The following is a 13,821-nucleotide window of genomic DNA, read 5'->3' as shown; positions in this document are numbered from 1 at the left end:
CTGTGCACGCACCAAAATGGGGCGCCGGTAAACGGCATGACTTGCCATTTTTCCTGTGCCAGAATGGTTCGTCCCTCGGTTTCGGGGTTGGCATGGTTCATGCTTACCCCTGTTTGTAGAAAAATTGCTTCCCGACTTTCAGCGCGCCCAGAGCGCAGGAGACAAACACCATGACGGTTGCGAATGTTTTGAAGATGATCCAGGACAACGATGTCAAATTCGTTGATCTGCGTTTCACCGACACCAAGGGCAAAGAACAGCACGTGTCGATCCCGGCCCGCATCCTGGTCGAAGATGGCGAAGAGTGGTTCGAGCGCGGCCACGCCTTCGACGGCTCGTCGATCGCCGGCTGGAAAGGCATCCAGGCTTCCGACATGCTGCTGATGGCCGACCCGGCTACCGCCCGCATCGACCCGTTCTTCGACGAACCGACCCTGTTCATGTCCTGCGACGTGATCGACCCGGCCGACGGCAAAGGCTACGACCGCGACCCGCGCTCGATCGCCAAGCGCGCCGAAGCGTACCTGAAGGCCACCGGCATCGGTGACACCGCCTACTTCGGTCCGGAACCGGAATTCTTCATCTTCGACAGCGTGACCTGGAACACCGACATGTCCGGCACCTTCGTGAAGATCAACGCCGAAGAAGCGGCCTGGTCGTCGGGCAAGGAATACGAAGGCGGCAACATGGGCCACCGTCCGGGCGTGAAGGGCGGCTACTTCCCGGTACCGCCGGTCGATTCGTCGCAAGACCTGCGCTCGGCCATGGTACTGATCCTGGAAGAACTGGGCGTGCCGGTTGAAGTGCACCACCACGAAGTGGCCACTGCCGGCCAGAACGAAATCGGCACCAAGTTCAGCACGCTGACCCAGCGCGCCGACTGGACCCAGATCCTGAAGTATGTGGTGCACAACGTGGCGCACAGCTACGGCAAGACCGCCACCTTCATGCCGAAGCCGATCGTCGGCGACAACGGCTCGGGCATGCACGTGCACCAGTCGATCTGGAAAGACGGCCAGAACCTGTTCGCCGGCGACGGCTACGGCGGCCTGTCGGAAACCGCGCTGTACTACATCGGTGGCATCATCAAGCACGCCAAGGCGCTGAACGCGATCACCAACCCGGGCACCAACTCGTACAAGCGTCTGGTTCCGCACTATGAAGCCCCGGTGAAGCTGGCCTACTCGGCGAAGAACCGTTCGGCCTCGATCCGCATCCCGCACGTGGCAAGCCCGAAAGGCCGCCGTATCGAAGCGCGCTTCCCGGACCCGCTGGCTAACCCGTACCTGTGCTTCTCGGCGCTGATGATGGCCGGCCTGGACGGTATCCAGAACAAGATCCACCCGGGCGATGCGGCCGACAAGAACCTGTACGACCTGCCGCCGGAAGAAGACAAGCTGATCCCGACCGTGTGTGCGTCCCTCGAGGAAGCCCTGGCCGCGCTGGAAGCCGACCACGAGTTCCTGACCCGCGGCGGCGTGTTCAGCAAGGAGTGGATCGAGTCGTACATCGAGCTGAAGATGGAAGAGGTCAACCTGACCCGCATGACCACCCACCCGGTGGAATTCCAGATGTACTACAGCCTGTAATCAGTTTTCAGGTTCGACCCTGTTGCACGGCAGCTTCGGCTGCCGTTTTTTATTGCCAGGCCTGTCGAGGTTGACCGAATCCCATTCGGCCAACCTTATTCCTTCTCTGCCCGCTCAGGCCAGCGTTACCGCTTCCGGGCTCAACGCTGTCGCCCAACCGTCCGGCGCTTGCCTGATCACCACCTGAGGCGTGCCGTGCCAGGCGGCGCAGCGCGCCAACGCCGCGCGCAGGTCGGCGGCGAGCCGTTGCGTCAGCTTCACCCCGCCCTCAATGAACAGCGCCTTCACCTCGAACACTCCCTGGGCGCGATGCGCCTTGGCGTCGAGCCGACCGACCAGCCGGCCGCGGCTGAGCAGGGGCAGCACGAAGTAGCCGTAACGACGCTTCGGCGCCGGCGTGTAGCACTCCAACCGGTAGTCGAAATCGAACAACGTGGCGGCGCGCCGCCGGTCCCACACCACCGGGTCGAACGGCGACAGCAGCGTGCTCACCGTCGACACGAGCCGCCCTTCGGCCGCATCGGCCAGCAGCGGCGCGAGCTCGGCGGCGACGAAGGTATCGGCCGACCAGCCCTCCACCCGCACCGGCAGCAGTTCGCCAGCGTCGGCGAGCCGGTGCAGCTCGGCACTGTAGCGACTGCGGCGCAGCCGGTAGTAGTCGGCCACCCAGTCGGCGCGTACCACGCCGAGCGCGCGGGCGCTGCGGTGCAGCAGCTCGTGCTGCACCGCCTCGGCCGACGGCAGCTCCGCATCGTCCCAGCCGGGCAACACCCGCTCAGCCAGGTCGTAGACGCGCTGGAATTGGCGTCGCTCGGACACCATCAGCCGCCCGGTGGTGAACAGCACCTCGAGATGGCGCTTCTCCGGCTTCCAGCTCCACCAACCGCCGCCCTTGCCGTCCCGGCGTTCGAAGTCGGCCGAGCGCACCGGGCCGTTGTCGCGGATGTGGTCGAGCAGCGCGGCAATCTCGTCGTGGTGCTTGCTCATCCACTCGGCCGAGTACTTCCAGCCCATTGCCGCCGGGTCCAGCATGCGGTGGCGCAGCAGGCGGTAATCCTCGGTCGGCACGAAGCAGGCCTCGTGCGCCCAGTACTCGAACAGCTCGCCGCGCGCGAGCGCCTCATCCAGCCACTGGCTCGGGTAGTCGCCGAGCCGGCTGAACAACACCAGATACGGGCTGCGCGCGACCACATGGATGGTATCGATCTGCAGTAGCGCCATGCGGCGGATCGCCGCGATGAGGTCGGCGGGAGTGGCCTTGCGGCGCGGCGGGCGCAGCAGGCCCTGGGCGGCCAGATGCAGGGTGCGGGCAGCGGCGAGCGGCAGGTGGACGATGGACACGTCAAGGCTCCGGAGACGGGACCGTTCACTCTAGCAGAGCGCTTCGGCCGGACTCAACGTACAAGCCCCTCGCCAGTCTCTCCGAACAAAGATCAGGAGGCGATGGCAAAAACAGGATCGGGCTGCGGCGCCATGACTGCGATGCCTCGTCGCCCTCGGGTCGGTAGATCCAGCCATACGCCCACAGAGATCAGCGCTTCGCATGAGCCAAAGCAACGCTGAGATCTTGTCGGAAAACGTACGATAGTGGTTCCCGGCAATTGAATGTCAAATTCATCACGATGCTCACGACCTTTTGCCCAACAAATAGTCATATAGCATACCATGGCCCAGCGTCCGCCGCCGAGCGGTTCTGCCAACCTTGATCGTCCCCACCGATGAAACGACTGCTTGCCCTCACCGCTCTACTCGCGACTTGCGTGCACGCCGCCCCGGTCTACAAGTACGTCGACCAGAGCGGCAACGTCACCTACACCAATGTGCCTGTCCCCGGTGCGCAGCAGATCAAGCTGCCGCCGCTGCAAAGCGACTCGCCGCGCCCGACCCTGTTGCGGCCGCGCAGCACTTCCGGCAATGCCGCCAGCGGCGCAGTCCAGATCGCCCCCTCGACGCAGAAGCAGCGCGATGCCGGCCGCCGCCAGATCCTCGAACAAGAGCTTTCCAACGAGCGCAAGGCGCTGGCCGACGCTCGTCAGGCGCTGGCTGACGGCCAGGCGGTGCGCAACGGCAACGAACGCAACTACGCCAAGTACCAGGAGCGGATCCAGAAGCTGCAGGACGCTGTCACCGAGCGCGAAAAGAACATCCAGGCGCTGCAGCAGGAACTGGCGCGCTAGCAGTACCTGGCACTACGGCAGTACAACCCGCCGCAAACAGAAGATGAGCTCCGGCGTTTAATCCTCTTCCAGCGCCATTGTTCGCACGGCCTGAACTGCCCCTCGGAAACTCGGCCCCCATTGGCATACCGAGCCGTTTCCATGACGGCACAGCTGCACCAAGATCGCGCCGGCCTAATGCACCAAAATAGTGCATACTGAAAGCAGATAGGTACCGGCAGAGCCTCCAGGCACTGGCGCGCTTCTTGCTAGGTATCAGGTCAACCCTTACGCGACGACCTGCCATGCTGCCTTCCGTTTACGCCGGGCTGGAATTGCTCGACACCCCGGTGCTGGTCTGTCAGGACGATGGCACCATCGTCTACGCCAACCCGGCGTCCGAAAACCTGCTGGCGCTCGGCCGCAAGGAGCTGGCGCGCCACCCGCTGTTCGCGCTGTTCGCCGAACCGGCACCGTTGGTCAACGCGATCGCCACTGCACTGTCGCACCACGCGAGCTTCATCGAGCACGACCTGGAGCTGCCGCTCCTGCACAGCGATGCGGCGCTGCACATCGCGTTGACCGTCACCCCGATCGACAACGAGCTGGCACTACTGGAACTGCGCCCGCTCGACCAGCAGCTGAAGATCGCCAACGAAGAGCGGCTGCTGTTGCAGCATCAGGCCAACCGCGAGCTGATCCGCAACCTTGCCCACGAGATCAAGAACCCGCTCGGCGGCATCCGTGGTGCGGCGCAACTCTTGGAGCACGAGCTCGCCGACCGGCCGGAGCTGAAGGAATACACCGAGGTGATCAAGGAAGAGGCACTGCGGCTGCAAAGTCTGGTCGACCGCCTGCTCGCCCCGCACCGCCGCCACCACGTCAGCGAAGTGAACATCCACGAAGTGCTCGAGCGGGTGCGCAGCATCGCGCTGGCAGAGACCCGCGAGGGGCTGACCATCGTGCGCGACTACGACGTCAGCCTGCCCCCGCTGATCGCCGACAAGGAGCAACTGATCCAGGTGGTGCTCAACCTGGTCCGCAATGCGGTGCAGGCGATGAATGGCCGCGGCCAGATCGTGCTGACCACCCGGGTGGCACGTCAGGTGACGATCGCACGGGTGCGCCACCCGCTAGCGCTGCGCTTGGCGATCACCGACAACGGCCCAGGCATTCCCGACGCGATCCGCGAACATATCTTCTACCCGCTCGTCACCGGCCGCGCCGAAGGCACCGGCCTCGGGCTGACGCTGACACAGGCCTTCGTGCACCAGCACGGCGGCAGCATCGAATTCGACTCCCATCCGGGCCATACCTGCTTCACCGTCCTGTTGCCGTTCCGCGACGACGAAGCCACGAGGAAACCATCATGACCCAAGCCGTCTGGATCATCGACGATGACAAGGCGATCCGCTGGGTGCTGGAAAAGGCACTCACCCGCGCCGGCATCGCCCACAGGAGCTTCGAGCGCGCCGACGACGCGCTGTCCGCCCTGCCCTCCGGCACGCCGCGCGCGATCGTGTCCGACATCCGCATGCCCGGCATCGACGGGCTGAAATTCCTCGCCGCGGTGAAGGCCGACTATCCGTCGCTACCGGTGATCATCATGACCGCGCACGCCGACCTCGATTCGGCGGTCGCGTCGTTCCAGGGCGGCGCCTTCGAATACCTGCCCAAGCCGTTCGACATTGACACCGCGGTACAGCTGATCGAACGCGCGCTGGCCGAAAACGGCGGTGCCGACGAGGCAGGCGACAGCGCCGAGGCACTGCCGGCGCTGCTGGGCCAGGCACCGGCGATGCAGGACGTGTTCCGCGCGATCGGCCGGCTTAGCCAGTCGAGCGTCACCGTGCTGATCACCGGCGAGTCTGGCACCGGCAAGGAGCGGGTCGCCGAGGCGTTGCACCGCCACTCGGCGCGCGCCGCCAAGCCATTCATCGCGCTGAACACCGCGGCGATCCCCAAGGACCTGCTGGAGTCGGAGCTGTTCGGCCATGAGAAGGGCGCGTTCACCGGTGCCTTGGCGACGCGGCGCGGCCGCTTCGAGGAGGCCGAGGGCGGCACGCTGTTCCTCGACGAGATCGGCGACATGCCGACCGAGCTGCAGACCCGGCTGCTGCGCGTGCTGTCGGACGGCCAGTTCTACCGCGTCGGCGGCCACACACCGATCAAGGCGAACGTGCGAGTGATCGCCGCTACACACCAGCACCTGGAGGAACGGGTCAAGCAGGGGCTGTTCCGCGAGGATCTGTACCATCGGCTGAACGTGATCCGGTTGCGCTTGCCGCCGCTGCGCGAGCGGCGCGAGGACGTGCCGCTGTTGGCGCGCCACTTCCTCGCAAAGAGTGCCGCCCACCTCGGCGTGGAGCCGAAGCGGCTGACTGAGGCGGCGATGGCGCGGCTGACCGGCTATGCCTTCCCCGGCAATGTGCGCGAGCTGGAGAACCTGTGCCAGTGGCTGACGGTGATGGCACCCGGCCAGAGCGTCGAGGAAGGCGACCTGCCGCCCGAGGTGCGCGAAGCCGCCGGCGAAACCTCGGCGATCGGCCCGGCCGGCGACTGGGTGGCCGGCCTGTCTGCCGAGGTGGCACGCCGGCTCGCCGCCGGCGAGATCGGTCTGATCGACGAGCTGACCCGCCGCTTCGAGACCACCTGCATCCGTGCCGGCCTCGCGCACACCGGCGGACGCAAGGTCGAGGCGGCCCATGTGCTCGGCTGGGGCCGCAACACGCTGACGCGCAAGATCCAGGAGCTGGGGCTGGAAGAGCACGACGACATGCATTGATACCCGCCTACGGGCGGGGCGGCGCACCGGCTGGGTGTGCCGTGCCGCCGCCCTCCTTACAGCTCGGCCCCCAGCGCAGTCAGCCCCGGCAGCGTCGCGAAACTGGTCGCACGCACCGTGTCGACGAAATCGTTCAGATACGCCACACCGGCGTCATCATCGCGCACCGCTGCGTACAGCTCGCTGTTCAAGCCGTCGCCGATCCGGCGCGCCACCACATAGCCCTTCTCCAGATACGGCACCACCGCCCAATACGGCAGTGCCGCCACGCCGCGCCGGCTCGCGACCAGCTGCACGATGGCGATGGTCAACTCCGAGGTGCGTCGCTCAGGGCTCACCCCGGCCGGCTTCAGCACCTTGCGCATCAGATCGAGCATCGCATCCGGCACCGGATAGCTGATCAGCGTCTCGGCGGCGAAATCCGCCGCGCTCCAGCTCTTCTTCGCCGCCAGCGGATGGTCGCGCGCCGCCAGCGCAACCATCTCATAAGCGAACAGCGGAAAGTGACTCACGCCGGGCGTCTCCTCGGCCTCCGACACGATCGCAAGGTCGGCACGGCCGGTCAGCAGCAGGCCGACCGGGTCGGCGTGAAAGCCGGACACGATGTCGAGCTCCACTGCCGGCCAGTGGCTGCGGAATGCGTCCATCGCCGGCATCAGCCAGTCGAAGCAGGTGTGACACTCGACAGCGACGCGTAACTCGCCCGCCTCCCCCTCGCGCAGCCGCGCGAGGTCGCGCTCGGCATTGTCGACCTGCGCGAGCACCTGGCGCGCCAGGGTCAGCAGGCGCTCGCCGGCCTGCGTCAGCCTGAGCGGCTGCGCCTTGCGCCGCTCGAACAGCGCCACGCCATAACCGTCTTCCAGCGCCTTTAACTGATGCGATAGCGCCGACTGGGTCAGGAACACCCGGCGCGCGGCCTGCGACACGCTGCCGGTTTCGGCGATCGCCACGATCGAGCGCAGATGGCGGAGTTCCAGCGGGCTTCTGGTCATGAAAATCACTCATCTCAAACAACAATACAATGAGTTTGCCTCATAAAGCGTGCAACGAATAGCCTAGCGTCATCGATAACGACCGCCGCTAGAGATCACCATGACCACGCTGCACACCCTGGGCTTTCCGCGCATCGGCGCGAAACGCGAACTGAAATTCGCCCTCGAGGCGTTCTGGCAGGGCCAAAAGAGCACGGCCGAACTGCTCGACGCCGCCCGCGAGCTGCGCCAGCGCCACTGGCTCAACCAGAAGGCCGCCGGCATCGAGCGCGTGCCGGTCGGTGACTTCTCGCTATACGACCAGGTACTCGACGCCCAGATTCTGGTCGGCGCCATTCCGAAGCGCTTCGGTCTCGATGCCGCCGCGCTGGACCTGGCCGGCTACTTCGCGCTGGCGCGCGGCACGGCCGACCACCCTGCGCTGGAGATGACCAAGTGGTTCGACACCAACTACCACTACCTGGTCCCGGAATGGCACGCCGACATCGCCTTTTCGGCCAACCCGGCGCCGCTGCTCGCCCAACTGCGCGAGGCACAGGCGCTGGGTCTCGCGCCAAAACCGGTACTGCTCGGCCCGCTGAGCCTGCTGTGGCTCGGCAAGACCAAGGGCGTGGCGTTCGACCGGCTGAACCTGCTGCCGGGGCTTCTCACCGCCTACCGCGACATCCTCGCCACGCTGGCCGCCGCCGGCGCCGACTGGGTGCAGATCGACGAACCGATCCTGGCGCTGGACCTGCCGGCCGACTGGCTCGCCGCGTTCGCGTCGGCCTACCAGAACCTGGCAGACAGCCCGGCCAAACTGCTACTCGCCACCTATTTCGGCAGCATCGCCGACCACGCCGCGCTGATCAACGCCCTGCCGGTCGACGGCGTGCATCTGGACCTGGTGCGCGCGCCGGAACAGCTCGACGCCCTGCTGCCCGGCTGGCCTGCCGGCCGCGTGCTCTCCGCCGGCCTGATCGACGGCCGCAACGTCTGGCGTGCCGACCTCGCCCGCCAGCTTGCCCGCGCCGCAACCTTGGCCGAACGCTTCGGCAACGACTTGTGGCTGGCGCCGTCCTGCTCGCTGTTGCACGTACCGCTCGACGTGGCCCAGGAAACCGCGCTCGACACTGAGACCAAGAGCTGGCTTGCCTTCGCGCTGCAGAAGCTCAACGAGCTGAAGCTGTTGAAACGCGGCATCACGCAGGGCCGCGATGCGATCGCCAACGAGCTCGCCGGCAGCGACTTCGCGCAGGCGACCCGCCGCCAGAGTCCGCGCATCCACCGCGCCGACGTTGCCGCTCGCCTCGCGGCGCTGCCGGCCGATGCCGACCGGCGCTCCTCGCCGTACCCGGTGCGAGCCCGCGCCCAGCAGGCGTGGCTGAAGCTGCCGCTGCTGCCGACTACGACGATAGGCTCGTTCCCCCAGACCGCCGCCATCCGCGTCGCCCGCGCCGCGTTCAGGAAGGGCGAGCTGGCCGCCGCCGACTACGAAACCGCGATGCGCGCCGAGATCGCCGAGGTGATTCGCCGCCAGGAAGCGCTCGACATCGACGTGCCGGTGCACGGCGAGGCGGAGCGCAACGACATGGTCGAGTACTTCGGCGAACAGCTAGCCGGCTACCTGTTCACCCAGCTCGGCTGGGTGCAGAGCTACGGCAGCCGCTGCGTAAAACCGCCTATCATCTTCGGCGACGTCGCCCGCGAGGCGCCGATGACGGTGCGCTGGTCGGAGTACACCCAGAGTCTGACCCCGCGCCCGGTGAAGGGCATGCTGACCGGCCCGGTGACAATGCTGCAGTGGAGCTTCGTGCGCGACGACCTGCCGCGCGCCGAAGTCGCCCGACAGATCGCGCTGGCACTGAATGACGAAGTTCTCGACCTGGAGGCGGCCGGCATCCGCGTGATCCAGATCGACGAGCCCGCGATCCGCGAAGGCCTGCCACTCAAGCGCTCTGACTGGGATAGCTATCTCGCCTGGGCCGGCGAGGCGTTCCGCCTGTCCAGCCACCGTATCGACGACGCCACCCAAATCCACACCCATATGTGCTACTCGGAGTTCAACGACATCCTGGAAGGCGTCGCCGCGCTGGACGCCGACGTGATCACCATCGAGACCTCACGCTCGGACATGGAGCTGTTGACCGCGTTCGGCGACTTCGCTTACCCGAACGAGATCGGTCCGGGCGTCTACGACATCCACAGCCCGCGCATCCCGGCCGAGGCGGAGATCGAGCGGCTGCTGACCAAGGCACTGGCGGTGATCCCGGCCGAGCGGCTGTGGGTAAACCCGGACTGCGGCCTGAAAACGCGCGACTGGCCCGAGGTGGAGGCGGCGCTCGCCAACATGATGGCGGTGACGAAGCGCTTGCGGGCGAGCCTGGGCAACAAGGGCGAGCGCGTGAGCGGGAGGGGTTGAGGGATCGCGACGGGGAGCCGAGGCTTCCCGTTTTTCATTCGGAGCGACGGCCCTGTCTTTGCCGATGGCAGCCATGCAGTCCCGCCGAGATTGGCCGAACGGCACGACGGCCAAAAAGCAAAACGGACGCGCCCCGCGTCCGTTCCGTTTTCAGCCCGTCAACTATCCAGCATCGACGGCGTCATCATCACCTTCAGCCTCACCAGCTCGAATTCGTCGCGCTGGCGATGCTGCAGCCACCACACCGCCCCCTTCTTCACGCTCCACATCTGCTGCTCGCCGGCCATCAGCTTCGCCGTCAGCCAGCCTATCCAGGGCTGATGGCCGACCACCACCACCGTCCCATCGCGTCTCGGCCACCCCAGGCCGCCCAGCACCTCCTCGGCGCTGGCGCCCGGATTGAGCGCCGGCATCACCTCGGCGCCTTTGGCGAGAAACGCCGCGGTCTGTTGAGAACGACGCGCCTCGGACACCAGCAACGTATAGTCGCGCGGCAGGCGCGGGCGCAGCCAGGCAGCCATCCGGCTCGCCTGCTGCTGGCCTTTCCGGGTCAATTCGCGCGCCAAGTCGTCCGAGCCCTCCTCGGCCTCGGCGTGACGCCACAAGATCAGGTCCATGTCCTCTCCTGCAAGATAGCCGGCGCCCCATCCATGAAGCGCCAATTGTTGTTCGACACCGTCACATCGTGGCGGCGATGTTCCGTTTCAAGCATAGCGGCACCGCGTGTCGGTCACATGTCAGCGCCATAGCGCCGTCAGCACCGGTATCAGCACCGCCGAAATCAGTCCGTTCAGCCCCATCGCCAGGCCCGCGAACGCGCCGGCGGTCTCCGACATCGCCATCGCCCGCGCCGTACCGATGCCGTGTGCGGCGATACCGGTGGCAAGGCCGAACACCATGTCCTGCTTGAAGCCGAGCCGGTAGAGCAGCGGCTTGAGCACCACCGCGCCGAAGATGCCCGACACGATCACGAAGGCCGCAGCCAGCTCGGGGACGCCGCCTATGCTCTGCGCCACGCCCATCGCGATCGGCGTAGTGATCGAACGGGCGGCGAGCGACAGCACCACCGGCTTGGGCAGGCCGGCCAGCGCGCCCAACCCCGCCGCGCTGACGATGCCGAGCACGCTGCCGGCGAGCAGGGTGATCATCAGCGGTTTCGCCGCGCGCTTCAGACGGGTGAACTGCTGGTAGAGCGGGATCGCCAGCGCGACCGTCACCGGGCCGAGCATCAAGTGGATGATCTGCGCACCGTCGCGATACTGCCTGTAGTCGATGTGGAACGCGAGCAGCACGCCCATCAGCATCAGCACCGACAACATGAGCGGATTGGTCAGCGGGTGGCTGTGGCAGCGCCGGTTGATTGTCAGCGCCAGCTTGTACGCGCCAAGCGTCAGGAACAGACCTGCCAGCGGCGAGGCGAACAGCGGAGCAACCGTCATGCTCCCTCCCGATGTGTGTGGCGACGCAGTAGCCAGGACAGCAGCGCCGCGGCGCCGACCAGCGTGATCAGCGTCGACGCGATCAGCACGACCGACAGCGACAGCAGATACGGTTCGAGCAGCGACCAGTAAGCGAGGATACCGACGCCGGCCGGCACAAAAAACAGCGACATATGCTTGAGCAGGCGGCTGACACCGTCGCCGAGACCCGGCGGCACGCGGCGCTTCGCACACAGCGTCAGGAACAGCAGCAACATACCCAGCACCGGTCCGGGCACCGGCAGCGCCAGCCCGCGGACGAACGCCTCCCCGATCAGCTGATAACCGAACAGCCACAGCAGGGTTTCCAACATCACAACACTTTCTCTCAACTATAAAATCGGGGCCAACCGCCAGGCCACCATGGGGACAGCCCCTGCCGGCTTTGGCATAATGCGCGCCATGACTACGCCAACCGTTCCATCCAACGCGCTGTGGCGCGTCGAGGCGCCAGCGGTGACCGGCCGCCTGGTTCCCATCTTGACCGGCGCAGGCTCGCTGACCGAGCGGCTGATCGCGCTGGGCTCCCCGTTCTCGGTGCAGGTACTGGGCCAGGGCCGCGACGAGGTCGCCGCCGACGAAGCAGCACTGCTCGGCGTCGATCCGGGCAGCGCCGTGCTGGCGCGCCACGTCGCGCTGCTGCTTGATGCGCAACCGGTGGTGGTGGCGCGCAGCGTCACCCCCTGGCACGACCCGGTATGGACGCCGGTGCTAGAGCGCGGCAGCCGCTCGCTCGGTTTCACACTGTTCGGCGAACTCAACGACGACCTGATCCGCGAGCCGCTCAGCTACGCGATGCTCGACCGGCACCACCCGCTGTTCGCGCTGACGAGAGCGCACGACGCTGCGTCGGCCGAACGCTATGTCGCGCGCCGCTCGCGCTTCCTGCTCGGCGGCTCCGCGCTGATCGTCTGCGAAGTCTTCCTTCCCTCTCTGGACCGCTACCTGCCATGACCTCCGCCATCCTGAAGGACCGCCTCACCGTCTACAGCCAGCTGATGCGGCTCGACAAGCCGATCGGCACGCTGCTGCTGCTCTGGCCGACCTGGTGGGCGCTGTGGATCGCCAGCCACGGCCGGCCCGACTGGACGCTGCTGCTGATCTTCTCGCTCGGCACGCTCTTGATGCGCTCGGCCGGCTGCGTGATCAACGACTTCGCCGACCGCGACTTCGACGGCCATGTCGAGCGCACCAAGCGGCGCCCGTTCGCACGCGGCGTGGTCAGCAAGAAGGAGGCGCTGCTGTTGGCCGCCGCGCTGTCGTTCGTGTCCTTCCTGTTAATCCTGCCGCTGAACCGGCTCACCTGGCTGATGAGCGTGCCAGCGCTGTTCCTGGCGATGAGCTATCCATTCACCAAACGCTTCCTGGCGTTACCGCAAGCCTACCTGGGCATCGCCTTCGGCTTCGGCATCCCCATGGCGTTCGCGGCGCAGACCGACAGTGTACCGGCAATCGCCTGGTGGATGCTGCTGGGCAATATTTTCTGGACGCTCGGCTACGACACCGAATACGCGATCAGCGACAAGCCGGATGACCTGAAGATCGGCATCAAGACCGCGGCGATCACCTTTGGCGACTACGACGTGGCGGCAGTGATGGGCTGCTTTGCGGTCTTCACCGCGGTGATGGTGATCGTCGGCCAGTCGCTGGGGCTGGGACTCTGTTACTGGCTGGGCCTCGCCGTGGCCGCAGCGATGATGGCAAGACAATACAACGTCATCAAAAATCGTGATCGCCTGGCCTGCTTTAAAGCTTTCCTTGGCAACAATCGCGTTGGGATGGTGATTTTTCTCGGCATTCTGGCCGAATACAGCCTGAACATCCATTAAGTGAATAGGATTTTTTGCGGCTTGGCCGGCCAACGGTGTTTCACGCCATTGACCGGCACACGGACCCATTCCGTCAAAATCGTCAATCAACACCTCATCTAAATAGCTGGTTGCTTTTTGCCTGCTGGCTCCTTGCCCCTTTTGAAGGGGTCCTGCCTAGCGAAAACCCGGAACCGCATCTTGGAAGCGGCAACGCATTAGGCAGCAGCCAGGAGGCGCCCCTGCAGCCGGAGACAGGCACAGGTAAGAGCCGCTGCCGAGCCCGGTCAACGATCGAATCCATGAACGAGCCGCTCCCTGCCACGTTTCAGCCATTCGTCCAAGGCAGCTGGCTAGCCATGTCGTGGGCCCCTAGCGGTAATCCACCACATTTCCTCTTCGAACAGACAGCCATCGGTGCACACCCTCCATCCCGGCGAGTGTGCCGGCCGAGCGTTACCTCATGTCCTGCAGTCCAGAACATGGCGGTCTGCGTCAATGAGCCATTGGGAACAGCGCCTAGCCCAATAGTTTGACTTCGTTTGATGAGAAACCTATTGGCAGCTCTGACTCTCCCTTATTACCTTAGTCTGCACACAAGAAAAATATTTA

General features: G+C 65.8%; 12 protein-coding genes. 7 read left to right on the top strand and 5 right to left on the bottom strand.

Annotated elements, in window-relative coordinates:
- The first annotated feature begins 170 nt into the window (after positions 1 to 170).
- Entirely contained in the window at positions 171 to 1,589 is a 1,419-nt protein-coding gene (gene glnA / locus QU481_RS00380) for a glutamate--ammonia ligase (RefSeq protein ID WP_289827875.1), read from the top strand.
- Positions 1,590 to 1,703: 114 nt separating this feature from the next.
- Here glnA and QU481_RS00375 read toward each other — a convergent pair whose 3' ends face one another.
- Complete coding sequence (locus QU481_RS00375; protein WP_289827874.1) at positions 1,704 to 2,930, bottom strand: winged helix-turn-helix domain-containing protein; 1,227 nt, start codon at positions 2,928 to 2,930, stop codon at positions 1,704 to 1,706.
- 377 nt (positions 2,931 to 3,307) lie between these two features.
- Between QU481_RS00375 and QU481_RS00370 the strand changes: the two genes are divergently transcribed.
- From QU481_RS00370 to ntrC, 3 genes are all read left to right on the top strand, one after another.
- Positions 3,308 to 3,766, top strand: coding sequence for a DUF4124 domain-containing protein (locus QU481_RS00370; protein ID WP_289827873.1), 459 nt, complete (start codon positions 3,308 to 3,310; stop codon positions 3,764 to 3,766).
- A gap of 284 nt (positions 3,767 to 4,050) precedes the next feature.
- Positions 4,051 to 5,118, top strand: a complete 1,068-nt coding sequence (gene glnL / locus QU481_RS00365) for a nitrogen regulation protein NR(II) (RefSeq protein ID WP_289827872.1) — start codon at positions 4,051 to 4,053, stop codon at positions 5,116 to 5,118.
- Entirely contained in the window at positions 5,115 to 6,530 is a 1,416-nt protein-coding gene (gene ntrC, locus QU481_RS00360; RefSeq protein ID WP_289827871.1) for a nitrogen regulation protein NR(I), read from the top strand. The genes glnL and ntrC overlap by 4 nt, the downstream gene beginning before the upstream one ends.
- 56 nt (positions 6,531 to 6,586) lie before the next feature.
- Here the strand turns inward: ntrC and QU481_RS00355 are convergent, their stop codons facing one another.
- A complete protein-coding gene (locus QU481_RS00355; RefSeq protein ID WP_289827870.1) occupies positions 6,587 to 7,522 on the bottom strand; it encodes a LysR family transcriptional regulator in 936 nt (311 codons plus the stop codon).
- A gap of 100 nt (positions 7,523 to 7,622) precedes the next feature.
- Between QU481_RS00355 and metE the strand changes: the two genes are divergently transcribed.
- Positions 7,623 to 9,923 (top strand): 5-methyltetrahydropteroyltriglutamate--homocysteine S-methyltransferase, encoded by a 2,301-nt coding sequence (metE, locus tag QU481_RS00350; RefSeq protein ID WP_289827869.1) that lies wholly within the window; start codon positions 7,623 to 7,625, stop codon positions 9,921 to 9,923.
- 158 nt (positions 9,924 to 10,081) lie between these two features.
- Here metE and QU481_RS00345 read toward each other — a convergent pair whose 3' ends face one another.
- The 3 genes from QU481_RS00345 to QU481_RS00335 form a co-directional block, all read right to left on the bottom strand.
- On the bottom strand, positions 10,082 to 10,540 hold the full coding sequence (locus QU481_RS00345; RefSeq protein WP_289827868.1) for a SixA phosphatase family protein: 459 nt from the start codon (positions 10,538 to 10,540) through the stop codon (positions 10,082 to 10,084).
- A 120-nt stretch (positions 10,541 to 10,660) separates the two neighbouring features.
- Complete coding sequence (locus QU481_RS00340; protein ID WP_289827867.1) at positions 10,661 to 11,362, bottom strand: LrgB family protein; 702 nt, start codon at positions 11,360 to 11,362, stop codon at positions 10,661 to 10,663.
- On the bottom strand, positions 11,359 to 11,715 hold the full coding sequence (locus QU481_RS00335) for a CidA/LrgA family protein (RefSeq protein ID WP_289827866.1): 357 nt from the start codon (positions 11,713 to 11,715) through the stop codon (positions 11,359 to 11,361). Before QU481_RS00335 ends, QU481_RS00340 begins: the two co-directional genes overlap by 4 nt.
- 88 nt (positions 11,716 to 11,803) lie before the next feature.
- Between QU481_RS00335 and QU481_RS00330 the strand changes: the two genes are divergently transcribed.
- Positions 11,804 to 12,355: a chorismate--pyruvate lyase family protein gene (locus QU481_RS00330; protein ID WP_289827865.1), complete on the top strand. Its 552-nt coding sequence runs from the start codon at positions 11,804 to 11,806 to the stop codon at positions 12,353 to 12,355.
- Positions 12,352 to 13,230, top strand: a complete 879-nt coding sequence (gene ubiA, locus QU481_RS00325; protein WP_289827864.1) for a 4-hydroxybenzoate octaprenyltransferase — start codon at positions 12,352 to 12,354, stop codon at positions 13,228 to 13,230. Before QU481_RS00330 ends, ubiA begins: the two co-directional genes overlap by 4 nt.
- The last annotated feature ends 591 nt before the right edge of the window (positions 13,231 to 13,821 follow it).

Source organism: Crenobacter oryzisoli, from assembly GCF_030385785.1.
Lineage (GTDB): Bacteria > Pseudomonadota > Gammaproteobacteria > Burkholderiales > Chromobacteriaceae > Crenobacter_A > Crenobacter_A oryzisoli.
The sequence above is the reverse complement of the archived record's forward strand: the minus strand, read 5'-3'. Positions and strand labels throughout refer to the sequence as shown.

What these genes read in the sequence shown, in the direction of transcription:
- QU481_RS00370 (WP_289827873.1), top strand. Translation starts at nt 3,308, where the DNA reads ATGAAACGACTGCTTGCCCTCACCGCTCTACTCGCGACTTGCGTGCAC.
- QU481_RS00335 (WP_289827866.1), bottom strand. Translation starts at nt 11,715, where the DNA reads ATGTTGGAAACCCTGCTGTGGCTGTTCGGTTATCAGCTGATCGGGGAG.
- ubiA (WP_289827864.1), top strand. Translation starts at nt 12,352, where the DNA reads ATGACCTCCGCCATCCTGAAGGACCGCCTCACCGTCTACAGCCAGCTG.
- glnL (WP_289827872.1), top strand. Translation starts at nt 4,051, where the DNA reads ATGCTGCCTTCCGTTTACGCCGGGCTGGAATTGCTCGACACCCCGGTG.
- QU481_RS00340 (WP_289827867.1), bottom strand. Translation starts at nt 11,362, where the DNA reads ATGACGGTTGCTCCGCTGTTCGCCTCGCCGCTGGCAGGTCTGTTCCTG.
- QU481_RS00345 (WP_289827868.1), bottom strand. Translation starts at nt 10,540, where the DNA reads ATGGACCTGATCTTGTGGCGTCACGCCGAGGCCGAGGAGGGCTCGGAC.
- metE (WP_289827869.1), top strand. Translation starts at nt 7,623, where the DNA reads ATGACCACGCTGCACACCCTGGGCTTTCCGCGCATCGGCGCGAAACGC.
- QU481_RS00330 (WP_289827865.1), top strand. Translation starts at nt 11,804, where the DNA reads ATGACTACGCCAACCGTTCCATCCAACGCGCTGTGGCGCGTCGAGGCG.
- ntrC (WP_289827871.1), top strand. Translation starts at nt 5,115, where the DNA reads ATGACCCAAGCCGTCTGGATCATCGACGATGACAAGGCGATCCGCTGG.
- glnA (WP_289827875.1), top strand. Translation starts at nt 171, where the DNA reads ATGACGGTTGCGAATGTTTTGAAGATGATCCAGGACAACGATGTCAAA.
- QU481_RS00355 (WP_289827870.1), bottom strand. Translation starts at nt 7,522, where the DNA reads ATGACCAGAAGCCCGCTGGAACTCCGCCATCTGCGCTCGATCGTGGCG.